At 65.7% G+C, this 25,260-nt stretch carries 27 protein-coding genes; 14 read left to right on the top strand and 13 right to left on the bottom strand.

Annotated elements, in window-relative coordinates:
- Nucleotides 1-105 precede the first annotated feature (105 nt).
- Nucleotides 106-1,020: a hypothetical protein gene (locus ACW9UL_RS07250; protein ID WP_457789795.1), complete on the top strand. Its 915-nt coding sequence runs from the start codon at nt 106-108 to the stop codon at nt 1,018-1,020.
- 1,931 nt (nt 1,021-2,951) lie between these two features.
- Here ACW9UL_RS07250 and ACW9UL_RS07245 read toward each other — a convergent pair.
- Complete coding sequence (locus tag ACW9UL_RS07245; RefSeq protein WP_122107437.1) at nt 2,952-3,851, bottom strand: LysR substrate-binding domain-containing protein; 900 nt, start codon at nt 3,849-3,851, stop codon at nt 2,952-2,954.
- Between the two features lie 120 nt (nt 3,852-3,971).
- On the opposite strand from ACW9UL_RS07245, the gene ACW9UL_RS07240 reads away from it, so the two are divergent.
- The 3 genes from ACW9UL_RS07240 to ACW9UL_RS07230 all read left to right on the top strand — a co-directional run bounded on the left by ACW9UL_RS07240 (nt 3,972) and on the right by ACW9UL_RS07230 (nt 5,724).
- The gene (locus tag ACW9UL_RS07240; protein ID WP_122107438.1) at nt 3,972-4,673 is read left to right on the top strand and encodes an FMN-dependent NADH-azoreductase; all 702 of its coding nucleotides are present in this window, start codon (nt 3,972-3,974) and stop codon (nt 4,671-4,673) included.
- Between the two features lie 150 nt (nt 4,674-4,823).
- Nucleotides 4,824-5,123: a hypothetical protein gene (locus ACW9UL_RS07235; protein ID WP_122107439.1), complete on the top strand. Its 300-nt coding sequence runs from the start codon at nt 4,824-4,826 to the stop codon at nt 5,121-5,123.
- Between the two features lie 70 nt (nt 5,124-5,193).
- Nucleotides 5,194-5,724, top strand: a complete 531-nt coding sequence (locus tag ACW9UL_RS07230; RefSeq protein ID WP_457789793.1) for an REP-associated tyrosine transposase — start codon at nt 5,194-5,196, stop codon at nt 5,722-5,724.
- Nucleotides 5,725-5,850: 126 nt separating this feature from the next.
- Here ACW9UL_RS07230 and ACW9UL_RS07225 read toward each other — a convergent pair whose 3' ends face one another.
- The 4 genes from ACW9UL_RS07225 to ACW9UL_RS07210 all read right to left on the bottom strand — a co-directional run bounded on the left by ACW9UL_RS07225 (nt 5,851) and on the right by ACW9UL_RS07210 (nt 10,061).
- Complete coding sequence (locus ACW9UL_RS07225) at nt 5,851-8,049, bottom strand: OsmC domain/YcaO domain-containing protein (RefSeq protein ID WP_457789791.1); 2,199 nt, start codon at nt 8,047-8,049, stop codon at nt 5,851-5,853.
- A 126-nt stretch (nt 8,050-8,175) separates the two neighbouring features.
- On the bottom strand, nt 8,176-8,919 hold the full coding sequence (locus ACW9UL_RS07220) for a class I SAM-dependent DNA methyltransferase (protein WP_457789789.1): 744 nt from the start codon (nt 8,917-8,919) through the stop codon (nt 8,176-8,178).
- Nucleotides 8,920-9,029: 110 nt separating this feature from the next.
- Entirely contained in the window at nt 9,030-9,350 is a 321-nt protein-coding gene (locus ACW9UL_RS07215; protein WP_457789787.1) for a rhodanese-like domain-containing protein, read from the bottom strand.
- Between the two features lie 51 nt (nt 9,351-9,401).
- Nucleotides 9,402-10,061 carry a dioxygenase family protein gene (locus ACW9UL_RS07210; protein WP_457789785.1) on the bottom strand — a complete coding sequence of 220 codons (660 nt, stop codon included), beginning with the start codon at nt 10,059-10,061 and terminating at the stop codon, nt 9,402-9,404.
- Nucleotides 10,062-10,352: 291 nt separating this feature from the next.
- Here ACW9UL_RS07210 and ACW9UL_RS07205 point away from each other — a divergent pair, with 291 nt between their 5' ends.
- The 3 genes from ACW9UL_RS07205 to ACW9UL_RS07195 all read left to right on the top strand — a co-directional run bounded on the left by ACW9UL_RS07205 (nt 10,353) and on the right by ACW9UL_RS07195 (nt 13,664).
- On the top strand, nt 10,353-10,754 hold the full coding sequence (locus ACW9UL_RS07205; protein ID WP_457789783.1) for a hypothetical protein: 402 nt from the start codon (nt 10,353-10,355) through the stop codon (nt 10,752-10,754).
- 297 nt (nt 10,755-11,051) lie between these two features.
- Nucleotides 11,052-11,531 carry a serine protease inhibitor ecotin gene (eco, locus tag ACW9UL_RS07200; protein ID WP_457789781.1) on the top strand — a complete coding sequence of 160 codons (480 nt, stop codon included), beginning with the start codon at nt 11,052-11,054 and terminating at the stop codon, nt 11,529-11,531.
- A 123-nt stretch (nt 11,532-11,654) separates the two neighbouring features.
- Nucleotides 11,655-13,664, top strand: coding sequence for a peptidase U32 family protein (locus ACW9UL_RS07195; RefSeq protein ID WP_457789779.1), 2,010 nt, complete (start codon nt 11,655-11,657; stop codon nt 13,662-13,664).
- Between the two features lie 122 nt (nt 13,665-13,786).
- Here ACW9UL_RS07195 and ACW9UL_RS07190 read toward each other — a convergent pair whose 3' ends face one another.
- Nucleotides 13,787-14,095, bottom strand: coding sequence for a putative quinol monooxygenase (locus tag ACW9UL_RS07190; protein ID WP_122107446.1), 309 nt, complete (start codon nt 14,093-14,095; stop codon nt 13,787-13,789).
- A 153-nt stretch (nt 14,096-14,248) separates the two neighbouring features.
- On the opposite strand from ACW9UL_RS07190, the gene mdaB reads away from it, so the two are divergent.
- Nucleotides 14,249-14,836, top strand: coding sequence for an NADPH:quinone oxidoreductase MdaB (mdaB, locus tag ACW9UL_RS07185; RefSeq protein WP_457789777.1), 588 nt, complete (start codon nt 14,249-14,251; stop codon nt 14,834-14,836).
- An 8-nt stretch (nt 14,837-14,844) separates the two neighbouring features.
- On the opposite strand, the gene ACW9UL_RS07180 is transcribed toward mdaB, so the two are convergent.
- Nucleotides 14,845-15,684, bottom strand: a complete 840-nt coding sequence (locus ACW9UL_RS07180) for a CAP domain-containing protein (RefSeq protein ID WP_457789775.1) — start codon at nt 15,682-15,684, stop codon at nt 14,845-14,847.
- Between the two features lie 155 nt (nt 15,685-15,839).
- Between ACW9UL_RS07180 and ACW9UL_RS07175 the strand changes: the two genes are divergently transcribed.
- Nucleotides 15,840-16,205, top strand: a complete 366-nt coding sequence (locus ACW9UL_RS07175; RefSeq protein WP_021445079.1) for a SpoIIAA family protein — start codon at nt 15,840-15,842, stop codon at nt 16,203-16,205.
- A gap of 48 nt (nt 16,206-16,253) precedes the next feature.
- Here the strand turns inward: ACW9UL_RS07175 and ACW9UL_RS07170 are convergent, their stop codons facing one another.
- Nucleotides 16,254-16,595, bottom strand: coding sequence for a hypothetical protein (locus ACW9UL_RS07170; protein ID WP_021445078.1), 342 nt, complete (start codon nt 16,593-16,595; stop codon nt 16,254-16,256).
- A 164-nt stretch (nt 16,596-16,759) separates the two neighbouring features.
- Between ACW9UL_RS07170 and ACW9UL_RS07165 the strand changes: the two genes are divergently transcribed.
- Nucleotides 16,760-17,041 (top strand): peptidylprolyl isomerase, encoded by a 282-nt coding sequence (locus ACW9UL_RS07165; protein ID WP_021445077.1) that lies wholly within the window; start codon nt 16,760-16,762, stop codon nt 17,039-17,041.
- 37 nt (nt 17,042-17,078) lie between these two features.
- On the opposite strand, the gene ACW9UL_RS07160 is transcribed toward ACW9UL_RS07165, so the two are convergent.
- Complete coding sequence (locus ACW9UL_RS07160) at nt 17,079-17,984, bottom strand: EamA family transporter (RefSeq protein WP_457789772.1); 906 nt, start codon at nt 17,982-17,984, stop codon at nt 17,079-17,081.
- Between the two features lie 177 nt (nt 17,985-18,161).
- Between ACW9UL_RS07160 and ACW9UL_RS07155 the strand changes: the two genes are divergently transcribed.
- Entirely contained in the window at nt 18,162-18,896 is a 735-nt protein-coding gene (locus tag ACW9UL_RS07155) for a sulfite exporter TauE/SafE family protein (protein ID WP_457789770.1), read from the top strand.
- 72 nt (nt 18,897-18,968) lie between these two features.
- Here ACW9UL_RS07155 and ACW9UL_RS07150 read toward each other — a convergent pair whose 3' ends face one another.
- Complete coding sequence (locus tag ACW9UL_RS07150) at nt 18,969-19,676, bottom strand: NADPH-dependent F420 reductase (protein ID WP_457789768.1); 708 nt, start codon at nt 19,674-19,676, stop codon at nt 18,969-18,971.
- 510 nt (nt 19,677-20,186) lie between these two features.
- On the opposite strand from ACW9UL_RS07150, the gene ACW9UL_RS07145 reads away from it, so the two are divergent.
- The 3 genes from ACW9UL_RS07145 (at nt 20,187) to ACW9UL_RS07135 (ending at nt 21,808) form a co-directional block, all read left to right on the top strand.
- Nucleotides 20,187-20,888, top strand: coding sequence for a YebC/PmpR family DNA-binding transcriptional regulator (locus ACW9UL_RS07145; RefSeq protein ID WP_021444105.1), 702 nt, complete (start codon nt 20,187-20,189; stop codon nt 20,886-20,888).
- 87 nt (nt 20,889-20,975) lie between these two features.
- Entirely contained in the window at nt 20,976-21,380 is a 405-nt protein-coding gene (locus ACW9UL_RS07140; protein WP_397496401.1) for an NUDIX hydrolase, read from the top strand.
- 98 nt (nt 21,381-21,478) lie between these two features.
- Nucleotides 21,479-21,808, top strand: a complete 330-nt coding sequence (locus ACW9UL_RS07135) for a DUF2025 family protein (RefSeq protein ID WP_457789766.1) — start codon at nt 21,479-21,481, stop codon at nt 21,806-21,808.
- Nucleotides 21,809-21,863: 55 nt separating this feature from the next.
- Here ACW9UL_RS07135 and ACW9UL_RS07130 read toward each other — a convergent pair whose 3' ends face one another.
- From ACW9UL_RS07130 to ACW9UL_RS07120, 3 genes are read right to left on the bottom strand one after another with little or no spacing between them, the layout of a single operon-like run.
- Nucleotides 21,864-22,769 carry an FHA domain-containing protein gene (locus tag ACW9UL_RS07130; protein ID WP_457789764.1) on the bottom strand — a complete coding sequence of 302 codons (906 nt, stop codon included), beginning with the start codon at nt 22,767-22,769 and terminating at the stop codon, nt 21,864-21,866.
- A gap of 15 nt (nt 22,770-22,784) precedes the next feature.
- Nucleotides 22,785-24,269: a serine/threonine-protein kinase gene (locus ACW9UL_RS07125; RefSeq protein ID WP_457789762.1), complete on the bottom strand. Its 1,485-nt coding sequence runs from the start codon at nt 24,267-24,269 to the stop codon at nt 22,785-22,787.
- A gap of 16 nt (nt 24,270-24,285) precedes the next feature.
- Nucleotides 24,286-25,074 carry a PP2C family protein-serine/threonine phosphatase gene (locus ACW9UL_RS07120; protein ID WP_397496397.1) on the bottom strand — a complete coding sequence of 263 codons (789 nt, stop codon included), beginning with the start codon at nt 25,072-25,074 and terminating at the stop codon, nt 24,286-24,288.
- Nucleotides 25,075-25,260: the final 186 nt, after the last annotated feature.

Raw genomic sequence — 25,260 nt, 5'->3', positions numbered from 1 at the left:
GTTAGGATAGATTAAGAAAGCGCTTTACCTGAGTACGGATGTTCGGGGTAGCGAGAGAAACTAAAAGCCCCGCCTAGTGTGGGGCTTTTTTATTAGGAACAAAAAATGAAGGAATATCGATATACCAACTACTTAACCACTGCATACCCAAAAGAATCAGAAGAGCTCGAATCAAATTACAAAGAGGCTCTAGAATGGATTCAATCTCTAGGCATCCCAACAAAAAACACTAGACTAGACTTTTACAATAACTCCTTAGCGGGATTACCTAAAACAATCGAGGAGCTACTAAAGGAAGATGACGAGAAGAGAGGAATAACAAAGTTCCTCGAACTTCAAAAAACCCTAGGAGAAATATCCGAAATAATAAGAATCCACACATCACTCAAGGAAATTGACGCAGAGTCATTTATCTCAAAACTAAAGAAAATCACCAGCGGAAAGCCATTTATAGAAAACAGCGCAAACGACCCATCAAGAGATTTCGCCTTTGAGCTCTCTATAGCTGGCCGCTTTATTCGAGCAGGTTTCGAAGTCGATCTAAACCAGCTAGCAGACTTAGTCGCAATCATTGACCACAGGGTTATATTTATTGAATGCAAAAGAATAAAATCTGAAAAGCAGATCGAAAAGCGCCTAAAAGAAGCAAGAGATCAAATCTCAAAAAGAAGCAAAAGCACGATATCCAAGAAAAATTTCGGCTTCATTGCAGCAAACATAACGCCAATTTTAATATCAAGCGACCAACTACTAACCGCGAAAGATATCCAAACTGCAAAAACAATCCATGAATCACACATACACTCTTTCGCAAGAAAAATAGATGAGCGAAGCATCAAATTCCCTGCCGAAACATCTGGAATATTTTACGAATCCTCCAACCAAGTCCTTATAACCGAATCGCCACACACTCATGCAATAATAAGGGGCGCAACATTCTTAAGATTTACAAAAAAACACGAACACATAGAAACAATTAACAAGTTTATCCCACTTATCAGCAATCAAAATATTACTTGATCGTTCCAAAGCTCCGCATAGGAACGCATTCTTCGCCCACTGAGCATAAATCGGATGCAAAATGGGGACAGATTTATTTTCCAAGTCGCCCTCTACTACTGGTTTCGCCCTTACGGCGAGTCACTTTCTCTTTGCTCGCGCGAAAGAGAAAGCGAGTAGCCCGGATAACTGCTGATGGTGGATGAAAAAAGCGTCATCCACCCTACGATCTGGGCTCTCGAACGCAGGACGGCGGTCCTGTAGGGTGGACAACGCGAAGCTTGTCCACCGTGATAACCAAACCACCTCCGGCAATAACTGTCGCATTCGGCTTTTGCTGTTCCATCCACAATCTCGCAGACGACGCCAAGCGCCCCTTCAGGAGGCCGAGCGGAATCGTTGTGCAGGGGGTGAGCCGCATGGATGCGGCGAAAGGCGTAAAGGGCCAGGGACGGCCCTTGTACGCCGACCCCGGAGTAACGATGGAGCGAGGGAAGTCTGGCGCAGCCAGACCCGAATGGCGGGGCTAGACCTTTTGGTTACTTTTGGGGCGATGCCAAAAGTGACCCGCCGTAAGGGCGGAACCGTTAGTCCAGACGATAAAGAAGCGGCGTATGTACGCCGGGAGCGAGTAGCCCGGATAACCGCTGATGGTGGATGAAAAAATCGTCATCCACCCTACGGTCTGGACGCCCGAACGCGGGGTTGCGGTCCTGTAGGGTGGACAACGCGAAGCTTGTCCACCGTGATAACCAAACCACCTCCGGCAATAACTGTCGCATTCGGCTTTTGCTGTTCCATCCGCAATCTCGCAGACGACGCCAAGCGCCCCTTCAGGAGGCCGAGCGGAATCGTTGTGCAGGGGGTGAGCCGCATGGATGCGGCGAAAGGCGTAAAGGGCCAGGGACGGCCCTTGTACGCCGACCCCGGAGTAACGATGGAGCGAGGAAACGGAGCGCAGCGGAGTAACAGCCGCAGGCTGGCCCGCAGGGCGAGCAAAGCGAGTCAAGTCTGGCGCAGCCAGACCCGAATGGCGGGGCTAGACCTTTTGGTTACTTTTGGCGGGGCCGGCCATCCGGGCGATGCCAAAAGTGACCCGCCGTAAGGGCGGAACCGTTAGTCCAGACAATAAAGAAGCGGCGTATGTACACCGGGAGCGAGTAGCCCAGATAACCGCTGATGGTGGATGAAAAAAGCGTCATCCACCCTACGGTCTGGACGCCCGAACGCGGGGTTGCGGTCCTGTAGGGTGGACAACGCGAAGCTTGTCCACCGTGATAACCAAACCACCTCCGGCAATAACTGTCGCATTCGGCTTTTGCTGTTCCATCCACGATCTCGCAGACGACACCAAACGCCCCATCAGGAGGCCGAGTGGAATCGTTGTGTAAGGGGTTGAGCGGCATGGATGCCGCGAGAGCCGCGATGGGCCAGGGATGGCCCTTCGCGGCGGGCCTCTGGAGCAGCGATGGAGCGAGGGAACCCGACGAAGTCGGGCCGGATGCAAGGGGCAAGACCTCTTGGTTACTTCTGGGGCGTCTGCCAGAAGTAACCCGCCGTAAGGGCGGAACCGTTAGTCCAGACGATAAAGAAGTGGCGTATGTACACCGGGAGCGAGTAGCCCGGATAACCGCTGATGGTGGATGAAAAAAGCGTCATCCACGCTACGATCCAGACGCCCGAACGCGGGGATACGGCGAAAGGCGTAAAGGGATAGCCATCCCCCAGATGGCGGATGAAAAAGCGTCATCCCCCCTTGCACTACCAAAGTCACCTCTAGGGAAGTTCTGGAAAGGCGATATACCGTCACTCCCGCGAAGGCGGGAGCCCAGGTACTCCGGAAGTTCTGGATTATTCCCCTTCGGGCCAGCGCAAGCGCTGTTCAGCGATAAAGCCGCTGTCCCGCCTGCGCGGCAATGACGACTATTTCGGAGCGTCCCTAACTCAGCAGCCTACAAGGTACACAACCCACCCGGCACCGCCATCACCCAATCCCTCACCGCCCGTATGGTCGGATCGTTCCTGCGGCTTTCCGGGTACACCAGAAAGAACGGCTTGCCCTCAATTTCCGGGCCGAAGGGCTGCACCAGGCGCCCTTCCCTCAGCTCGTCCTCGATCAGCTGACGGCTCATCAGCGCCACGCCCTGGGCGCCGATGGCGGCCGAGACGGCGTGGGTCTCGTCGGAGAAGACCAGCCCGGCGTTGACGTCCAGCCCCGGCACCTGGGCCTGCTTCTGCCACAGGGCCCAGTCCAGCGGCGAGGAAACCGCGGCCTGGTTGCGAAAGTGGATCAGCGAATGCCTGGGCAGCTCGGCGGCATCGTGCAGGCCGAGCAGCGGGCTGCAGGTGGGGATGAAGCTGTTGTCGAACAGCTTCTCCGCCACCAGCCCCGGCCAGCGGCCGTCGCCGTAGCGGATGGCGATGTCCGCGGTGACGCCATCCAGCGCCACCGGCTCGTGCGAGGCGTGGATGCGCAGGTCGATGGTCGGGTGGGCCTCGCGCAGCAGGCAGACCCAGGACAGCAGCCAACGCATCGCTACCGCGGGCGTGGTGCTGAGGGTGATGGCCTGGCGACTGGGCACCGCGCTGAGCCGTTCGACCGTGGCGCTGATGCTGTCGAAGGCGGTTTCCAGTGTCTGCCGCAGCTCGCGGCCCTGGGCGGTCAGTTCGAGCTGCCTGGGCTTGCGCAGAAACAGCGCGACGCCGAGCGATTCCTCCAGTGCGCGGATCTGGTGGCTGATCGCCGTGGCGGTCACCGAGAGCTCTTCGGCGGCGCGCTTGGCGCTCTCGTGGCGCGCGGCCGCCTCGAAGGCCCGCAGGGCCGATAGCGAAGGTAACCAGCGCTGCGCCATACATGAATCTCTCTCATCCATAACGGAAAATAATCGTCGTTTGTCGCCCATACAGGCTGCAACTTAGCCTGAGTCTGCTGCGAAACACAGATGAGTTCAACTTCGTAAAGGAGATGCGACATGCCCCATATCCTGCACCTGGACGCCAGCGCCCGCCCCGGCCTCGCCGGCAAGGACCTGCACGGCTCGCACAGCCGCCACCTCAGCCAGCACTTCGTCGGCCAGTGGCGGGCCCGCCGCCCACAGGACAGCCTCACCTACCGCGACATCGGCCAGAACCCGCCACCTTTCATCGACCACGACTGGATCGCCGCCGCCTTCACCGCGGAGCCGCAGCGCGAGCCGTGGATGCGCGACACCCTGGCGGAGAGCGACCGGCTGATCGACGAGCTGATCGCTGCGGACGTGCTGGTGATCGGCGCGCCGCTGTACAACTTCAGCATGCCGGCCGCGCTCAAGGCCTGGATCGACCAGATAGTGCGCACCGACAGAACCGTGGCCTTCGACGCCAGCAAGCCGCTCGATCCCTATGTACCGCTGCTGTCCGACCGGCCGCGGCACGCCGTGATCCTCAGCGCCCGCGGCGGGGTCGGCTTCGACGCCGGCGGTGCGATGGCGCACATGAACCACCTGGAGTCGAGCCTGATCACCGCCCTCGGCTTTATCGGCATCACCCGCGTGCACCAGATCGCCATCGAGGGCCAGGAAGTGGGCGGCGAGCTGCTGGCCACCTCGGTGGCGCAGGCGCTGAGTCGGGTCGATGCGCTGGTGGTGGAACTGCAGCGGGAGTTGCAGACTGAGCGGGTCGCGGAACCGGCTTGAGACTCCAGACAACGGCGCCGGGCAACACTCGGCGCCGGCTCGAACAACGACGGGATTCTCACCCGCACACTCGGCGCAATCGGCCTAGGGAACCTTCTGCACCTTTGCTCCCCTAAGCCGCACGACCTAATCACTGCGGAGAAGCCCCACATGCATACCCTCACCCGCCTCTGCCTGCTCAGCGCTGCCGCTCTTTCCCTGACGGCCTGCTTCGACAAGGAACAGGAAGATGTCACCAACAAGCTGTGCATCTACAACACCGATCCGCAGGCCGAGCGCTGCAAGGCCGGGCAGATGGCCTGGTTCCGCCCGGACAACGACCAGCTGATCAGCGAGCAAGCGGCGCTCAGCGTTGCTGCCGCTTACTGCGACTTCAACCACGAGGTGATGCACAACCGCGCCGGGGTGGTCTGCGTGTTCACCGACAAACGCCTGGACAGCGTCAAGTAGTTCGCAGGGTGGACAACGCGAAGCTTGTCCACCATGGTTCAAGCATCCCACCGCTCAAGGATGAGCCGCCATGCCCGACTACCGCCGCGCCCTCGCTCCCGGCGCCACCTACTTCTTCACCGTCAACCTGCGCGATCGCAGCAGCGATCTGCTGATTCGCGAAATCGACCTGTTGCGCGAGACGGTGCGCGCTACTCGGGCACGTCATCCCTTCCATATCGACGCCTGGGTGGTGCTGCCCGAGCATATGCACTGCCTGTGGACGCTGCCACCCGACGATGCCGACTTTGCCCTGCGCTGGAAGGTGATCAAGTTCGCCTTCGCCAAACGCTTGCCGGCCACCGAACCCACCACTGCGACGCAGCGCAGACGCGGGGAACGAGGCATCTGGCAGCGGCGCTATTGGGAACATCTGATCCGGGACGAACGGGACTACCAGCGCCACTTCGATTACATCCACTACAACCCGCTGAAACACGGCCACGTCGAGCGCCTGGCGGACTGGCCCTATTCGAGCTTTCACCGGGCGGTGGCAATGGGGATTTACGACAGGGACTGGTGCGTAGGCCCCTCGCCTGAGGACCAGGGCTTTGGGGAATGAAGGGCTGTGGTGGAAAACGCCGCGCGGTTTTCCACCCTGCGTTGGGCGAGCCTTTCTAGTGAACGCCCCGGATAAGCTTGGCCCCCGGTTGGTGGATGAAAAGAGCGTCATCCACCCTACCCGGCGCTACAGACCCGCCGCCCTGGCCCGCGCCGCGTGCAGCTTCTTGTAGCTGTCGATCAGGCGCAGGTGCTTGTCGAGGCCTTCGAGCTGCAGGCTGGTCGGGGTCAGGCCATAAAACCGCACGCTGCCATTGACCGAACCGATGGCCGCGTCCATCCGCTCGTTACCGAACATGCGGCGGAAGTTGGGCTCAAAGTCGGCCATGTCCAGCTCGTCGTCCAGCTGCACTTCCAGCACCACGTTGAGCGCCTGGTAGAACAGGCCGCGCTCGACCGTGTTGTCGTTGTACTGGAGGAAGGCCTCGGTCAGCTCCTTGGCCTCGTCGAACTTGTTCAGCGCCAGGTAGATCAGCAGCTTGAGCTCGAGGATGGTCAGCTGACCCCATACCGTGTTGTCGTCGAACTCGACGCCGATCAGGGTGGTGATGTCGGTGTAGTCGTCGACCTCGCACTGCTCCAGGCTCTTGAGCAGGCTCCTCAGGCGCATGTCGCTCAAGCTGTGCAGGTTGAGGATGTCGGAGCGGAACAGCAGCGCCTTGTTGGTGTTGTCCCAGATCAGGTCCTCGACCGGGTAGATTTCCGAGTAGCCCGGCACCAGGATGCGGCAGGCGTTGGCGCCGAGGTCGTCGTACACCGCCATGTACACCTCCTTGCCCATGTCTTCGAGGATGCCGAACAGGGTCGCGGCCTCCTGGGCGTTGGAGTCCTCGCCGTGGCCGGAGAAATCCCACTCGACGAACTCGTAGTCGGCCCTGGCGCTGAAGAAGCGCCAGGACACCACGCCGCTGGAGTCGATGAAGTGCTCGACGAAGTTGTTCGGCTCGGTCAGCGCCTGGCTCTCGAAGGTCGGCTGCGGCAGGTCGTTGAGGCCCTCGAAGCTGCGGCCCTGGAGCAGTTCGGTGAGGCTGCGCTCCAGCGCCACCTCGAAGCTCGGGTGCGCGCCGAAGGAGGCGAACACGCCGCCGGTGCGCGGGTTCATCAGGGTCACGCACATCACCGGGAATTCGCCGCCGAGCGAGGCGTCCTTGACCAGCACGGGAAAGCCCTGCTCCTCCAGCCCCTGGATACCGGCGAGGATGGCCGGGTACTTGGCCAGCACCTCCTGCGGCACGTCCGGCAGGGCCAGCTCGTTCTCCAGAATCTCGCGCTTGACCGCGCGCTCGAAGATTTCCGACAGGCACTGCACCTGCGCCTCGACCAGGGTGTTGCCGGCGCTCATGCCGTTACTGAGGTACAGGTTCTCGATCAGGTTGCTGGGGAAGTACACCGTCTCGCCGTCGGACTGGCGCACGAAGGGCAGCGAGCAGATGCCGCGCGCCTTGTTGCCGGAGTTGGTGTCGTACAGGTGCGAGCCGCGCAGCTCGCCGTCCGGGTTGTAGATGGCCAGGCAATGCGCGTCGAGGATCTCTTCCGGCAGCGCGTCCTTCGGCCCCGGCTTGAACCAGCGCTCGTTGGGGTAGTGCACGAAGGGCGCATTGGCGATTTCCTCGCCCCAGAACTGGTCGTTGTAGAAGAAGTTGCAGTTCAGCCGCTCGATGAACTCGCCCAGCGCCGAGGCCAGCGCGCTCTCCTTGCTGGCGCCCTTGCCGTTGGTGAAGCACAGCGGCGACTGGGCGTCGCGGATATGCAGCGACCAGACGTTGGGGACGATGTTGCGCCAGGAGGCGATCTCGATCTTCATCCCCAGTTCGGCGAGGATGCCCGACATATTGGCGATGGTCTGCTCCAGCGGCAGGTCCTTGCCGAGGATGCGCGTGCCCGGGCCTGCGGTCAGCGCCGGCATCAGCAGGGCCTGGGCATCGGCGTCCAGGTTGGCCACCTCCTCGATGACGAACTCGGGGCCGGCCTGCACCACCTTCTTCACCGTGCAGCGGTCGATGGAACGCAGGATGCCTAGGCGATCCTTCTCGGAGATGTCCGCCGGCAGCTCGACCTGGATCTTGAAGATCTGCTGGTAGCGGTTTTCCGGGTCGACGATGTTGTTCTGCGACAGGCGGATATTGTCGGTGGGGATGTCACGGGTCTGGCAGTACAGCTTGACGAAATAGGCCGCGCACAGCGCCGAGGAGGCCAGGAAATAGTCGAACGGCCCCGGCGCCGAGCCATCGCCCTTGTAGCGGATGGGCTGGTCGGCAATCACCGTGAAGTCATCGAACTTGGCTTCGAGACGGAGGTTGTCGAGAAAGTTGACCTTGATTTCCATGCGGGGGTACCAGACAGCAGCGAGACGAAATGGCCGCCATTATCCGGCTTTTGCGCGGGAAGTCTCGTCTTGCCGCCGCGCGGGGATCGGCGCAGTGGGCACGCCGGTGGAAAACGCTGCGCGGCCTCAGCGCTTGACGCAGGCGAACAGCGCATTGCCGGAGGCGCCGTCCCAGGGCAGCAGCTTCTGGTAGTCGTGCTCCAGCACCTGCACCTCAAAGTACGGCGCCAGCAGCGTCTGCAGCTCGGCGAAGCTCACCGCCACCATGGGGTGTTCGTCGTGCCAGACCTGGGTCGCGTCGGCCACCGTTCGTTCGATACGCAACCTCAGCGTCTGCCGCTCGCCCTCGCCCTGGTAGTGCCAGCCGGAGCCGAAGCGCAGTTGGCCGTCGGCATGCTCGGCGCTGTGGCAGACGAACGAGGCGTTGTCGATCTTGTGCTTGTCCACCGCGTTGAAGCAGAACAGCCCGCCGACGGCCAGGGCGCCATGCACGCTGGCGATGCAGGCCTGCAGCCGCTCGATGCTGGCGCTGTAGTGGATGGAGTAGAGAAAGCAGGTGATCAGGTCCAGCGGCTCGTCCGCGCTGAAGCCGCACATGTCCTGCCGGGCAAAGCGTGCCTCCGGGCAGCGCAGGGCGGCTCTATCGAGCATCGGCTGATTGATGTCGAGGCCGCCGCTCGCATAGCCGGCATCGAGAAAATGCCGCACGTGCGGGCCGGTGCCGCAGGCCAGGTCGAGGTGACGCGTGCCGCCGTTGCCGAACAGCTGCTGCAGGCGATGCACGCAGTGGCTCTGCGCCTGGTAGTCGATATCGGCGCAGAGCAGATCGTAGTAACCCGACAGGTCGGTATAGAGGGCGTTGCCGGACATGCTGACCTGGGGTTGGACCGGGTGATTCGAGGGCGCGCATCATAGCCCAAGCCGGCCACCGGAAGCACCGGCAGGGCGGCGAGCGGTAGCGCTGGCTGCAAGCCCGAGCGCTACAGGGCCGCGGTGGGCCGACCGGCATCGCGCCAGCCGGCGAAGCCGTCGATCAGGTAGCGGGCATCGAGCCCCATCGCTTCGAGGGTGGCGGCGATGCCCTGGCTGATTTCGCGGCCATGGGCGCAATAGAGCACCACCGGCCTATCCCGCGGCACCGAATCCTTCCAGGCGAGCAGCGTCTCGGGCGCATGCCAGTGCGCATCGGGGATGGCGGCCGCATCCGCCAGCCGTGCCGCCTCGCGGCGCACATCCAGCAGGGTGAAACTGCGCCCCGCCGCTTGCCACTCGAGCAATTCGCAACTGCTGATCCGGCCCATGCCACACCTCCGAGTTGGCTGACAGGTGCACCGCCTGCGGCGCTGCGCGGTCTAGAACCCCCTGGCCAGCACGATATCGAACGTCCCGCGCCGGCCCTGGCCATCCGCCTCCAGGGCGATGACGTTGTCCGGGTGCTGGCTGGCCCAGGGGTCCTCGGCGATATGGGGGTCGCCGGCGAAGTACAGTTGCAGGGTCACCGGCACGTGCAGCGCCTCCATCACCCGGAAGTGGATGTGCGCCGGCCGGGTGATCCCGCCGTACTGCTCCAGCCCCGGCAGGTTCGGCGGCACCGGGTAGCGCCCGGGCATCACCGTCTCGATGCGGTAGCGGCCCTGGGCGTCGGTGTAGAGCATGCCGCGCAGGTGAAAGCGGCCCTTGTCGGTGTAGTTGCCCGGGGTCTGGGTGTCGTACAGGCCGGCGCCGTTGGCCTGCCAGACTTCGACCAGGGCGTTGGCGATCGGCGTGCGGCAGTCCGCGCTGAGCACCGTGCCGCTGACCACCAGCCGCTCGCCCGCCTCTTCCGGCCCGGCCAGCTGCGCCAGAAATGGCGCGCCGAAGCGGTAATAGGGGCCGAGGATATCGCCGGCCGTGGGCCGACAGAGCTGCTGCGCCAGGGCCGGCGCGGCCAGCAGGCCACCGCCGAGCACGGCGCCGCCATAGAGAAAGTGACGCCGTGTAAGGCCGGCGCCAGGCCTTTGCCGTTTATCCACCGCCGCCTCCTGGCCGGGAGCGCCCCGGCATGCCGAGCACGGCAGCCCGAGCCCGAATGCAGTCAGTCTAGCTCGCCGTCCGGGGCGTGACGCTGGCACCGAGCGCCGCTTGTCCAGGCGAGGCCCGCCGGCGACGGGGCCGAGGATGCCTTGGCAGGCCGGCGCCAGGGATGTGTCACCGACCATTGCCGGCATCGATAGTTACCATCAGGTCAATGAAGTTCTCTTAAAAATTCACCTGCGTACCATCTGCTCCATACCCAAGCAGCAACCACCCCGGAGCACACCACCATGAAAAGCCAACTCATCCTCAGCTTCGCTTTCTCCGTACTGGCAGCCAACGTATTCGCCGCTTCTTCCGCCCAACCTGTTGTCGCCGAGGGCGGTGCCGATCGCCTGATCGAAAGCCGCATCGCCGAGGGTGGCTCGGACCGTCTGATCGAGAACCGCATCGCCGAGGGTGGCTCGGACCGCCTGATCGAAAGCCGCATCGCCGAAGGTGGCTCGGACCGCCTGATCGAGAACCGCGTCGCCGAGGGTGGCTCGGATCGCCTGATCGAGAACCGCGTCGCCGAGGGTGGCTCGGATCGCCTGATCGAGAACCGCGTCGCCGAAGGTGGCTCGGACCGCCTGATCGAGAACCGCGTCGCCGAGGGTGGCTCGGATCGCCTGATCCAAAGCCGCGCGGCCTGATCCAGCGCCCCTAATGATCGAGACCCGCGCATGACGACAACGCCACTGCAGCCAGAAAAAGACCGGCCCAATCAGCCGGTCTTTTTTTATCCGCCGCCGGCCGGCGGCCACGCTCACGAGGCGCGCCAGGCCGCACGAGGCGCCCATTGCACTGCGCGGCGGAAAACCCTGTGCGATTGACCAGCCGTCTTGCCAAGCTCCGGAACTTCGCCTATCCAGAAGGGTCTGTGCTGCGCCGCCGCCCCGGCGGTTTTCCCTCAACGGACGGCCCACAAGGCCTGTGAAGCAAGGACTCTTATGAACGCGAACCCACTGCCGCTGATCGCCCTCCTCGCCTGCGCCCTGCCGCTGGCCGCCTGCGCCGCCACGCCCGAGGCACTCAAGCCCTACCCGGCCGCCGCCGACGGCTACGCCCGCCATGTCATCGAGCTGCCGGCGCAGGCCAACGAGGCCGAGCACAAGGTGGAACTGATCGCCGGCAAGACCCTGGAGGTGGACTGCAACCAGCAGCGCCTCGGCGGCCAGTGGCAGGAGAAGACGGTCGAAGGCTGGGGCTACAACTACTACCAGCTGGGCCAGGTCGGCCCGGCGGTCAGCACCCTGATGGCCTGCCCCGACGGCAGCCGCAAGCCGGCCTTCGTCCAGGTCGGTGGCGAGCCCATGCTGGTGCGCTACAACAGCAAGCTGCCGCTGGTGATCTACGCCCCGGCAGATGTTGAGGTGCGCAACCGCGTCTGGTCGGCCGCAGCCGCCACCAGCCCCGCTCCGCGCCAGTAAGGCCCCAGGTTTCAGAGCCCGTCGCCACGGCGGGCTCCACCACCCGGCAGCTCGGCGTGCCCTGCGCCCGGCAGGCGGCTACAATGCGCGCCTTGCCCGTGCCGCCGGATAAAAGAAAACGCCATGTCCCTGCCCAAACACCACCTGGAACTGCTCAGCCCTGCCCGCGATGTGGCCATCGCCCGCGAGGCCATTCTGCATGGCGCCGACGCCGTCTATATCGGCGGCCCGAGCTTCGGCGCGCGGCACAATGCCTGCAACGAAGTGAGCGATATCGCCGGGCTGGTGGAGTTCGCCCGCCGCTACCACGCGCGGGTGTTCACCACGATCAACACCATCCTCCACGACGACGAGCTGGAGCCGGCGCGCAAGCTGATCCACCAGCTCTACGACGCCGGCGTGGATGCACTGATCGTGCAGGACATGGGGGTGATGGAGCTGGATATTCCGCCCATCGAGCTGCATGCCAGCACCCAGACCGATATCCGCACCCTGGAGCGGGCCAAGTTCCTCGATCAGGCCGGCTTCTCCCAGCTGGTGCTGGCGCGCGAGCTGAACCTGCAGGAAATCCGCACTATTGCCGAGGCCACCGACGCGGCCATCGAGTTCTTCATCCACGGCGCGCTGTGCGTGGCCTTCTCCGGCCAGTGCAACATCTCCCACGCGCAGACCGGGCGCAGCGCCAACCGTGGCGACTGCTCGCAGGCCTGCCGCCTGCCCTACACCCTCAAGGATGAAAAAGGCGGGGTGATCGCCTACGAGAAGCACCTGCTGTCGATGAAGGACAACAATCAGAGCGCCAACCTGCGCGCCCTGGTCGAGGCCGGCGTGCGCTCGTTCAAGATCGAGGGGCGCTACAAGGACATGGGCTACGTGAAGAACATCACCGCCCATTACCGCAAGGAACTCGACGCCATCCTCGAGGATCGCCCGGACCTGGCCCGCGCCTCCAGCGGCCGCACCGCGCACTTCTTCCTGCCCGATCCGGACAAGACCTTCCACCGCGGCAGCACCGACTATTTCGTCACCGAGCGCAAGGTGGACATCGGCGCCTTCGACTCGCCGACCTTCACCGGGCTCTCCGTTGGTCATGTCGAGAAGGTGGGCAAGCGCGACCTGATCGCCGTCACCCATGAGCCACTGTCCAACGGCGACGGCCTCAACGTGCTGGTCAAGCGCGAGGTGGTGGGTTTTCGCGCCAATATCGCCGAACTAAAAGGCGAGTTCGAGGAGGAAGGCGAGAAGCGCTACCGCTACCGCGTCGAGCCCAACGAGATGCCCGAGGGGCTTTTCCGCCTGCGCCCGAATCACCCGCTGTCGCGCAACCTCGACCACAACTGGCAGCAGGCGCTGCAACGTACCAGCGCCGAACGCCGTATCGGCGTCAGCTGGAAGGCCGAGCTGCGCGAAGATGCACTCAAGCTCACTGCCACCAGCGAAGAAGGCGTCAGCGTAGACGTCGCCCTGCCCGGCCCCTTCGGCCCGGCCAACAAGCCGGAACAGGCGCTCGATGGCCTGCGCGACCTGCTCACCCAGCTCGGCACCACCATCTACCATGCCCAGGGCGTGACCCTGGATGCCCCGCAGGCCTTCTTCGTGCCCAACTCGCAACTCAAGGCGCTGCGCCGCGAGGCCATCGAGGCGCTGACCGCAGCACGCGTCGCCGCCCATCCACGCGGCAGTCGCAAGGCCGAAGCCATTCCTGCGCCGGTCTATCCGGAGGCGCATTTGAGCTTCCTCTACAACGTCTACAACCAGAAGGCCCGCGACTTCTACCATCGTCACGGCGTGCAGCTGATCGACGCGGCCTACGAGGCCCACGAGGAGCCCGGCGAGGTGCCGGTGATGATCACCAAGCACTGCCTGCGCTTCTCCTTCAACCTCTGCCCCAAGCAGGCCAAGGGCGTCACCGGCGTGAAAACCCGCGTAGCGCCGATGCAGCTGATCCACGGCGATGAGGTGCTGACCCTGAAGTTCGACTGCAAACCGTGCGAGATGCACGTGGTCGGCAAGATGAAGGGGCACATCCTCGGCCTGCCGCAGCCTGGCAGCGCCGCCACCCAGGTGGTCGGCCAGATCAGCCCGGACGACCTGCTCAAGACCATCCGCCAAAAGCCGGGCTATAGCCACTGAGCCCGGCCTCGCCTGTTCCCCGATAACCCCGATGCAATCCGGGGGGAATGCGCCTGTATGTCCCGGATTGCCTCCGGGCTACCACAACAATCGCTAGCAAGCTGGCTCCTGCAGATCGCGAACTAGGCGCGCGCTGCACCCGCCGGGCTAAGCATCTCGATCTGGCGAACCTCGAAATCGCGACGCAGGTAGTCCATGCGCTTCTCGTGGAATGCGCGCATATGCGGCAGCGCCGTGTGCTCGGCGAACGCCTCCGGCGACGCCCAGACCTCGTAGAAGATAAACAGCGTGGGGTCCTGCGCGTCGCGCAGCATGTGGTACTCGATGCAGCCGGGCTCGGCGCGGCTGGGCTCGACATGGGCGCGGAACAGGCGCTCGAAGGCCTCGGCCTGCTCGGGTCTGGTGTGGGCGTGAAGGATAAAGGCGTGCATGCAAGACCTCCTGCAAAAGCGTTGTTTGCCGCACTCTAACGCAGGATAAATCCGGACATTCGTGCCTTTCACTCAACAATCATTTGCCTGACCCACTCTGTTTCCCGCGCGGGTGCGCCGCTAACCTGCCGCCATTCTTTTGCGGAGACAGCCATGAAAAACATCCTTCTGCTCGACGGCGGCAAGCAGTTCGCCCACTCCAACGGCCAGTACAACGCCACCCTACACGAGGCCGCCGCGGCCTTCCTCGACCGCGCCGGGTTCGATATCAAGACCACCTTCATCGATGGCGGCTACGACATCGCGCAAGAGGTGGAGAAATTCCTCTGGGCCGACGTGGTGATCTACCAGATGCCCGGCTGGTGGATGGGCGCGCCCTGGACGGTGAAGAAGTACCTCGACGAGGTGTTCACCGCCGGCCACGGCAGCCTCTACGCCAACGACGGCCGCACCCGCTCCGACGCCTCGCAGAAGTACGGCAGCGGCGGCCTGGTGCAGGGCAAGCAGTACCTGCTGTCGCTGACCTGGAACGCCCCGCAGCAGGCCTTCGACGACCCCAGCGACTTCTTCGAAGGCAAGGGCGTGGACGCGGTGTACTTCCCCTTCCACAAGGCCAACCAGTTCCTCGGCATGACTGCCCTGCCCACCTTCCTCAGCACCGACGTGATGAAGCAACCGGATATCGAGCGCGACGTGGCCCGCTACCAGCAACACCTGGCCGAGGTGTTCGGCGTCCACTGAGCCCCGGCTCAGCGCCCGCCGAACAGCGCCGTCCAGTAGATCCCCGCGTCGCTCTGCGGATCGCTGGCGTAGGCCGCGCCGAGGTCCTGGTACTGCGGGTGCATCAGGTTGGCGCAGTGCCCGGGGCTGGCGAGCCAGCCCTCGACCACCTTGGCCGGCGTATCCAGCGCCGCGGCGATGTTCTCGCCAATCTGGCCGCCGGCATAACCGGCCAGTTCGGCGCGGTCGCCGGGGGTGCGGCCATCGCGGCCCTGGTGGGCGAAGAAGTTGCCGTTGGCCATGGCCCGGCTGTGCGCTTCGGCGGCGCTGCCCAGCTCGGCGTTCCAGGCCAGCGGCGCGGCGGCGACGAAGCTCTGGCCGCCGCACTGGCGCGCCTGGGCGCGGGCGGCGTTGATCTGCTCCAGCAATTTCTGCCCCTCCGCCTGCCAGTCGCCCAGGCGGCCGCTGAGCAGCGGGCGTGCCAGGACGATGCGCCAGTCGCGCTCGGCGCGGCTGACGCCGATATCGACGAACTGCGGGTCGAGCAGCACCCGGCAGAAACTTTCCGCCAGCGCCTGCATCGCCGCCTGCGCATCGCGCGGGCCGGACAGGCTGATGGCCTGCACGTTGACCAGCGGATAGCCCGCCGCACTCAAGGCCTGCTGCAGATCACCGGTGCCGGCCGCCGGCAGCAGCAGACGCGCATCGCTGGCCAGCGGCGGCAACGGCTCGGAGGCGTGCACGCCGCAGCGCTGCACCTCGCCGCGATAGGCGTTGATCGCCTCGACCAGCGCCCCCTCCTCGGCCGCCTGCGCCGCCGCGGCGAGCAGGCCCAGTGCCAGAACCAGTGCAGAAAGGGACAAGCGCATGGAACTCTCCTTAACAAGCCGACGGCACAGATGATGCGCGATTACCGCCGTCCAGGCCTACCCCCCGGCGGCGCAGCGCGCTTATCGGCCGCCCCATTACCCTGCGCCGCCAGGGGGCGTATGGTGATAGTCCCATCCCTCACGGAGGAACCGCCATGTTCAAGGTAACCCGCAACGGCGACCAGCGCCTCGATGTGGACTTCGCCGGCAAACTGGACAGCGACGCCATGCGCGCCGCCCTCGACGAGCTGACCCAGGCCGCCGAAGGCATCGAGCACGGGCGCATGCTCTATCGCATCGGCAACTTCGAGTGGCCGACCCTGGGCGCGGTGGGCGTCGAGCTGGCGCGCATCCCGCAGCTGCTGCGCTTTATCCGCCAGTTCGACCGCGTGGCGGTGGTGGCCGATCAGCAGTGGCTGCGTACCGCCAGCCAAATGGAAGGCGCGCTGATTCCCGGCCTGACGATCAAGGCATTCGACTCGATCCGCGAGGCGGAAGCCGAGGCCTGGCTGCAGCAGTGAAGGCGTCGCGCTGCCGGAGGCGATCCGGCAGCGCGGGCCGCGGCGGCATCAGCCGAGCTGGTCGACCATCACCGCGTTGCTGTAGACCAGGCTGCCGTCGCTGGCGCGGTGGCCGACCAGGTGGAACTGGCCGCGACGGTCTTCGCCACTGAGGTAGACCCGCCACTGGCAATCGGACAGCGGGCCGCATTCGGCCGGGGTGACCAGCTCCATCGCCGCCATGTCGGCATCGACCATCATGTCCTTGCCGCCGCTCTTCTGCAGCTCTTCCTCGGCGCGTTCCAGGCGTAGGTGATCGGCCTCGCTGACGCGGAAGTGAAAGGTGCCGATGGGCGTGGATTTCTGCTCACCGTTGCCCTTACGCCAGCCTTCGATGGTCAAGGTATTCATATCCGGACCTCCTGAAAGTGGGTGCCACAAGCCCGCCGCCCGCGGCTAGGCCATTGGACAACAGTTTAGTCGACAGGCTGCAGACACAGGACAGGCGGCAGCGGCGTTTGCTTGGCCGGTCGATTCGGTTAGGCTCTGCCCCTCAATCAAACGGAGGTATTCCCATGGCCCGCGCCACTGCCCGTCACATCCTGGTTGCCAGCGAAGACAAGTGCAACGAACTGAAAACCGCCATCGAAGGCGGCGCCGACTTCGCCCAGCTGGCGAAGGACAACTCCACCTGCCCGTCCGGCCGCAACGGCGGCGACCTGGGCTCCTTCGGCCCGGGCCAGATGGTCAAGGAATTCGACACCGTGGTGTTCAGCGCGCCGGTCGGCGTGGTCCAGGGCCCGGTGAAGACCCAGTTCGGCTACCACCTGCTGGAAGTCACCAGCCGCCAGGACTGATCCGTGCGGCGCTGGCGTCGGCGCCCGGCCGACGCCGTCACTCCAGCCCCGCCGCCCCCTGCGCCCGCCACAGGCGCAGCCGATCCAGCAGCTTGCCGCCCCACACATTGATCAGCAGCCCGCCCATCACCAGCGCCGCGCCGACCAGTTGCAGCGCGCCCAGGCGTTCGCCCAGCAGCAGCGCCGCGCAACCGATGCCCACCACCGGCACCAGCAACGAGAACGGCGCCACCTGGCTGGCCGGGTAGCGCGACAGCAGGCGACTCCACAGGCCATAGCCGAGAATGGTCGCGGCGAACGCCAGGTAGGCCAGCACCAGTAGCGCCTCCACCCCGAAGCCGCGCAGCGCGCTTTCGATCGCCGCCGGCCCTTCCAGCCACAGCGACAGCCCCAGAAACGGCAGCGGCGGCACCAGGCTGCCCCAGACCACCAGACCGACCAGGTTCACCCGGCCCAGCTTGCGCGTGACGATATTGCCCAGCGCCCACATCGCCGCGGCGCCAATGGTCAGGGCGAAGCCTGCCAGGGTCATCGCCTGGCCGCCCTGCAGGCCGATCAACGCCAGCCCGGCGGCTGCCACCAGCAGGCCCAGCAGGTTGCTCGCGCGCAGGCGCTCGCCCAGCAGCAGCGCGGCGAAGAACAGGGTAAAGAAGGCCTGCGATTGCAGCACCAGCGAGGCCAGCCCGGCCGGCATGCCCACATGCATGGCGTAGAACAGGCAGGCGAACTGGCCCAGCGAGATGGTCAGGCCGTAGGCCAGCAGCCAGCGCAGCGGCACCTGTGGCCGGCGCACGAAGAGAATCGCGGGAAAGGCCGCGAGCAGGAAACGCAGCGCGCCGAGCAGCATCGGCGGCATCTCGTGCAGGCCGAGCTTGATCACCACGAAGTTCAGGCCCCAGACGACAATCACCAGCAGCGCCAGCAGCAGATCTTTGGGCGACATGGGGCAATCCTCGCGGTCAGGGAGCGGCCATTAGAGCAAGCACATAGCCTGCGCGGCAGACACAGTGAGCGCGGAAAAACGCCACACAGTGCGCTGATCGCCCGTCCTGTGCCGCTGGCCGTTCTGCCGCGCCGCGCCCTTTGCTACCCTGCGCCCTCCTTCGCCGCGGCCGCTGCCATGAGCCTGTCCGACTTCCTCCTGTTCGCCCTGCCGGCGATCTTCCTCACCGGGCTGTCCAAGGGCGGCTTCGGCGGCGCCCTGGGCGGCATCGCCGTGCCGCTGCTGGCGCTGGCCACCTCGCCCAAGCAGGCGGTGGCGATCATGCTGCCGATCCTCTGCCTGGCCGACGTGGTGGGGCTGAAGGCCTACTGGGGCAAGTGGGACGCGGCCAACCTCAGGGTGATGCTGCCCGGCGCGCTGATCGGCATCGTCATCGGTGCGCTGACCTTCGAGCTGTTCGACGAGCGCAGCATCGGCCTGCTGATCGGGGTGATCGCAGTGAGCTTCGTCGCCCTCGGCCTGCTCGCCGGCAACCAGGCGCCGCGGCCGCTGCACAAGGGCCGCGGCATCCTGCTGTCGAGCCTGGCCGGCTTCACCAGCTTCGTCGCCCATGCCGGCGGGCCGCCGGTGATGATGCACCTACTGCCGCAACAGCTGGACAAGCTGCGTTTCGTCGCCACCATCAACCTGTTCTTCCTGCTGACCAACGCGGCCAAGCTGCTGCCCTACGCCGCCCTGGGCCAGTTCAGCCGGGACAACCTGCTGCTGAGCCTGATGCTCGCGCCCATAGTACCGCTCGGCGTGTGGAGCGGCCTGTGGCTGCAGTCGCGGGTCAACCACCAGTGGTTCTACCGCATCGCCCGGTTGGGCATCCTGCTGGCCGGCGTGCAGCTGATCTGGCGCAATCTGTAGCCCTCATCGCCCCTGCAGGAACGGCCTCAGCCGCGACGCTGGCAGTGCTGCGGGGGATTCGGTCCGCAGGAGCTACAGCCCGAGGATCTCGCGCAACTCGCGCGCCGTCGGCATCCGCGCCGAGATGCCGCTGGCGAAGTCGAAGCGCTTGGCCGTGGCCAGCGGCCCGACTATCACCGGATCGAAACCGGCATCGGTCACCAGGCGCGCCGCCACCTCCAGCGCCGCCTCGTCATCGCCGGCCAGCGGGATGGCCAGTTTCTCGCCGCTGCGATGGGCCTGACTGCGCAGGTTGTGGGCGGAAATGGCGTTGAACGCGCGCACCAGGCGCACGCCGGGCAGAAAGCGCTGCGAGGCCAGGCCGGCACCCAGCTCGCGGGCCTCCTCGGCCATCGGCCCGTCGCGTTCCGGGCGCGGATTGCCGGCATCCAGCAGCACCTTGTCGGCCAGCTCGCCGGCAAGGTCGCGGCCGATCTGCGGCGTGGCGGCGTAGGGCACCGCCAGCAGTATCACCTGGCCGAACTCGGCCGCCTCGCGCGGGGTGCCAACCCGGGCGCGCTCGCCCAACTCCAGGGCCAGCGGCTGCAGACGCTCGGGATGACGCGAGGACATCATCACCTCGTGCCCCGCCTCGACCCACAGCCGCGCCAGCGCGCCGCCGATATTGCCGGTGCCGATGATGCCGATGCGCAAGGCGTCCGCGTGCGCCAGCGCCGGGGCGCCGCCCAGCAGCACCAGCAGGCCCAGCGCGGTGGCGAAACGATGCAGGAAAGGGGACATGGCGACCTCCTCGAACGCGTCACGGCGACACAGGCCAAGCATAGAGAAGCCGCACGCGACGACCGTCGCCGATTCGCAACAGGGTGTTGCCCGCCAGCTATGCTTGAAAGGCGATAACGCATGACAGCCGGCTGCAGGGGCCGAGGAGGTGGTAGTGACCCGAATGCATGTACCCAGTCAATGACCAACTTCCCGGAGACACGACCATGAGCAAGAGCATGGATTCCCACAAAGAAGGCAAGAAGAAGCCGCTGAAAACGGCACACGAGAAACGCATGGCCAAACGCGAGAAGAAACACGGCCAGACCCTGCTCGGCAGCCACTCGCCCAACGCCTGAGCCCCAGCCTGCCGGCGCAGAACCGCTGCGCCGGCGCTTCCCCCGCCGCCAACGCCATCCGGGAAATTGCGCGTGCCGCCGACGCCGCAAGGCACTAGAATCCGCAGCCTAACCGATCGTCCGGCCGCCCCGCGCCGCGACGCCGTCTCACCTATCGGCCAGGAGACCCCAGATGGGCGCCCAGTGGAAAGCCAAACCCAAAGAAGCCGCCGCCAATGCCCGAGGCAAGATCTTCGGCAAGCTGGTGAAGGAAATCATGATCGCCGCGCGTAACGGCGCCGACCCGGACACCAACGCCAAGCTGCGCCTGGCCGTGCATCAGGCGAAGAAGGCCTCGATGCCCAAGGACACCCTGGAGCGCGCGATCAAGAAAGGCGCCGGCCTGTCCGGCGAGGTGATCAACTACGAGCGCACCCTCTACGAAGGCTTCGCCCCGCATCAGGTGCCGCTGATCGTCGAGTGCCTGACCGACAACGTCAACCGCACCGTGGCCGAGATCCGCGTGCTGTTTCGCAAGGGCCAGCTCGGCGCCTCCGGCTCGGTCAGCTGGGACTTCGACCACGTCGGCCTGATCGAGGCCAGCACCGACGAAGGCGCCGACCCGGAACTGGCCGCCATCGAAGCCGGCGCCCAGGACTTCGTCCCCGATGACGAGGGCGCGACCCTGTTCATCACCGAGCCGACCGACCTCGACGCCGTGTGCAAGGCGCTGCCGGAGCAGGGCTTCACCGTCAACTCGGCCAAGCTCGGCTACCGCCCGAAGAACCCGGTGAGCAGCCTGACGCCGGAGCAGCTGGAAGAAGTCGAAGCCTTCCTCGAAGCCATCGACGGCCACGACGACGTGCAGAATGTCTACGTCGGCCTGGCCGGCTGATTCCGCTCGCTAAAGCACTTTGCCCCCTCACCCACTGATGGGCGAGGGGACAGAGGTCTCACCTGCTCGACACTCGCGACACCTGCCATGAACACCACCCTGCACATCGCCGCCGCCTGCCTGTTCGACCAACGGGGCCGCCTGTTGCTGGTGCGCAAGCGCAACACCCGGTTCTTCATGCTGCCCGGCGGCAAGCGCGAAGCCGGCGAGGATGCCCTGGCCGCCCTGCGCCGCGAACTGCATGAAGAGTTGGAACTGCAGCTGGACGACGCGGCGCTGCACCCGCTCGGCCGATTCCAGGCAAGCGCCGCCAACGAGGCCGATACCTGGCTGCAGGCGGAGATCTTCCACGCCGCCCTGCCCCACGCCGTACATCCGGCGGCCGAGCTGGAGGAACTGCGCTGGTACGCCGCCGGCCAGCCCTTCGACGGCGAGCTGGCGCCGCTGCTGCGCGAGCAGGTGCTGCCCGCCCTGGCCGCGCGCCTTTATTGATCCACGGCAACGCGCAGCCACGCGGCCACGCGCTAGGCTGCGCCGATAACCAGAACCCTTAGTTTTGCGTGCAAACCCACAGCAACCCGAGGTTTGCCATGAGTATCAGCTCCGCCCAGATCTGCCAGTCCGCCGACCAGCTGCAGGGCTTCGTCGGTTTCAACGCCAAGACCGGCCAGTACCTGCTGCGTTTCTCCGAGGACAGCTTCGGCCTCGACGTGCCGGCCGAGACCATCACCCCGACCTGCGAATACGTCTGGCACGCCGAGGCAGACGGCCTGATGCGCCTGGATCGCCAGCGCCTGGCCTGGCTGCAGGAGCAGCGCATCGACGAGCGGGTCAACCTCGGCGAGGCGCTGCGCCTCTACCTGCGGCGCAGCGACCTGCCGGAGATCCGCGCCGAACGGCGGCGCCTGGCGCCGGCCTGAGGCACGCGCGCCACCCCGGGCGGCGTATCTCCGATACCAAGGGTACCCCTCCGGCTCAGCCCAGCAGCTGCATCGACGCGGCGCCGAGGCCGGCGCCGATCAGCAGCAACAAGGCGCCACCCAGCCATAGCCTGCCGGCGCTGGCCGCTGGCGCCGCGGTGGCGGGCGCCGTCCTGGCCTGAGCGGCGCGCAGCGGATTGGCCGCCGCCGCCGGCGCGGCCTTGGCGCTGGCGCGCGGCACCTGCGGTACCGGCGCGATCTGCGTGGCACCGCCAGCAGCCTTGGCGGCCAATGCCGGCGGCAGGTCGGCCACGCGCATGAACTGGGTGGCATCCTCGTCCGGCGTCTCGCTCAGGCTGACCTTCGGCCCGATCACCAAGAGGCTCACCGAGCCCATCTTCAACTGGTCGCCCGGCTGCAGCACGGCGGTTCTGACCTTCTGCTGGTTGACCGTCACACCGTTGGCCGAAGCCAGGTCCTTGACCTCCAGCACGTCGTCCTTGAGGAAGAACTCGCAGTGCCGGCGCGACAGCTCCGGGTCGCCGAAGCACAGCTCGCACTTGCTCGAGCGGCCGAAGGTCATCGAGCCGTGGATATGGAACTTGCGCCCCTGGTGCTCGCCCTGGATCACCTGGAGGAACCAGCGCGCCGCGGCGGCCTCGGGACGCGCCGCGCTCTTCGCCGGGTCGACCAGCAGCAGCTCGACGCCGCCCAAACGCACGCGGTCGCCGTCGCGCAGCTGAAAGCGCGTGCCGATGCGCTGGTCGTTGACGTAGGTCGCGCCCTGGCTGGCATCGCTGAGGTAGTAGTAACCGTGATCCTGGCGAATCTCGGCATGAAAGCTGGCGATCCCGGCATCGCCGAGCACCAGCTGGTTACGGCTGTCCTGGCCGATGGTCAGGCGTTCTTCGGTCAGCCAGACCGGCGCTTGGCGGTTATCCAGGAACTGCAATCTGAGCATCTCGGGCGCCTCGGATCAGTCGAAAAGGTTGTTCAGCAAACGTTTGATCGGATTCTGCTGGGCTGGCGGCGCGCTGCGCGGCCGGCTCGCCGCCTGGCTGCTGCGCACGCGCTGCTGGTGGCCGTCGTAGAGCGCCAGCAGGCGTTCGTTGTCGGGTTCGGCCTCCAGCCCCTGCTTGATCTGCTCCAGCGCCAGGTTGTACTCGCGCCGCGCATAGGCCGCCTCGCTCTGCTCGATGAAGCGCTGCGCCACACGGTTGATCCCGGCCTGCGCCAGCAGGTTGTCCGGCTCCCAGCCGAGCACCTGGCGGAAGTAGTGCACCGCGCTGTCGTCCTCGGGCAGGATCAGCAGGCCCTCGCCCAGGCGCTGCTCGGCCAGTTCCAGGTACTGCTGGATGCGCGCCTGCAATACCCGCTGCAGGCCGTCGGCGGCCTGGGCGTTATCGGCATCCAGGGCCAGCGCCTGGCGGAAATAGTAGTCGGCGTTGTCCTGCGCCGGGGCGAGCAGCTGGCCTTCGCTCAGGCGCGTTTCGCCGAGGGCGAGCAGCCCGGCGAGGCGCTGCTGCAGCTGCCAGTAGTAGCCGCCGGCGCTGCCGGCGCCGAGCAGCAGCACACCGAGCAGGGCCCAGGGCAGCCAGCGACGCTTGGCCCTGCGCGGCGCCGGCCCGAGCGCCGGGCTCAGGCGGGTGTGATCCTGCTCGGCGTCCTGCAGTTCGTCGAGGCTGGCCAGCAGCACGTGGCAATCGGCGAAGCGATCCTCCGGGTCCTTGGCCAACATGCGCTCGAGCAGCCACTGCCACTCGCCCAGCGGCTCGGGCAGGGGCGGCGGTTGCAGCTGCAGCTGGTTCATCAGGGTCTGGGTGTAGTTGGCGCCGCGAAAGGGGTTATGCCCGGTCAGCATCTCCAGCAGGATCACGCCGAGGCTGTAGATGTCGCTGCGTGCATCCAGCGCCTGGCACTGCGCCTGTTCCGGGCTGCTGTAGGCCGGGCTGCCGACGGCGATGCCGGACTGGGTCAGCTCGCTGTCCAGCTGCAGCTGCTTGGCCACGCCGAAGTCGGTGAGCACCGCAGTGCCATCGTCGCGAAACAGGATGTTGCCGGGCTTGATATCGCGGTGCACCAGGCCGCGGTCGTGCACCAGCGCCAGGGCGCTGGCGATCTGCCGGACGATGCGCAGGGCGCGCGCCGGCTCCAGGCGCTGGCCCTTGTACTGGGCCAGGTCGCCGCCGGCCAGGTATTCCATGGCGAGAAAGTGTCGACCGTCGGCCAGCTGGTCGATGCGGTAGATGGTGATGATCGACGGATGCTGCAGGGAGGCGACGATATGGCCTTCCTGGATGAAGCGCTGGGTGAAGGCCTGGTCCTCGCGGTGCAGCAGCACCTTGAGCGCCACCTGGCGCTGCAGCGCCTGCTCGGTGGCCAGGTAGACCTCGGCCATGCCGCCCTTGCCCAGGCGGCCGTGGATGCTGTAACCGGGTACGGTGATCGGAGGCTGACTCATGCGGCTGGACTGGCGCTCAGGATTGACGGGGTTTGAACAGTTTGCGCAGCAGGCCGCGGGGCGGCGCCTCGCGCGGTTCGGCAGCCGGGGCGAGGCCCAGGACGATGCAGCTGATATTGTCCCTGCCGCCATGGCTATTGGCCAGCCCCACCAGTTGCTCGACCATCGCCTCCAGGGTCTCGGCCTCGGCGCAGCAGCGCTGGATCGCCGCGTCGTCCAGCTCGCCGGTGAGGCCGTCGCTGCACAGCAGCAGCAGCTCGTCGGGCGCCAGCCGGGCGTGCAGCAGGCCCACCTCCGGCGCCTGCTCGCCTTGGCCCAGGCACTGCAGGATCAGGTTGCGCCGCGGGTGCTGGCGCGCCTCCTCGGCGCTCATCTGGCCGGCGTCGACCATGGCCTGCACCCAGCTGTGATCGTGGCTGAGCTGCTCGATGCGCTCGGCGCCGATGCGATAGGCGCGGCTGTCGCCGACCCAGGCCAGCTCGAATCCATCGCCCGCCAGGCGCACCGCCACCAGGGTGCTGCCCATGCTCGCCTCTCCGGCGCCCGGCCCTGCCGCGTCGGCAATCGCCCGGTGCGCGGCGTGCACCGCTGCGGCCAGCTCGGCGCCCTGCTGCAACGCGTCGATCAGGCCCTGCAGCGCCAGGGCGCTGGCCACCTCACCGCGCTCGTGGCCGCCCATGCCGTCGGCCAGCGCCCATAAACCGAGCTCGGGGCGACAGGCCAGGGCATCCTCGTTGTGCGTGCGCACCTGGCCGGCGACGCTTTGCGCGGCGAATACCACGGATGGAGGCGATGACTGGGACACGCGCAGATCCTTGAACTGATGGCGGGCGGCCCATGATGCGGCGGCGCTGGCGAACTGTCACCGGCCAGCCGGTTGCAAATGCGCAGCGGTTAACCAAACCGGGCTCAAGCGCCGGAGCGACTCGTCGGCCTGGCGCAAATGCTGGCACTTTGCTCAGGATCTACCCTTGCCATAAGCGGTCAAAGC

It is taken from the genome of Pseudomonas sp. PL-6 (assembly GCF_054110165.1).
The sequence above is the reverse complement of the archived record's forward strand: the minus strand, read 5'-3'. Positions and strand labels throughout refer to the sequence as shown.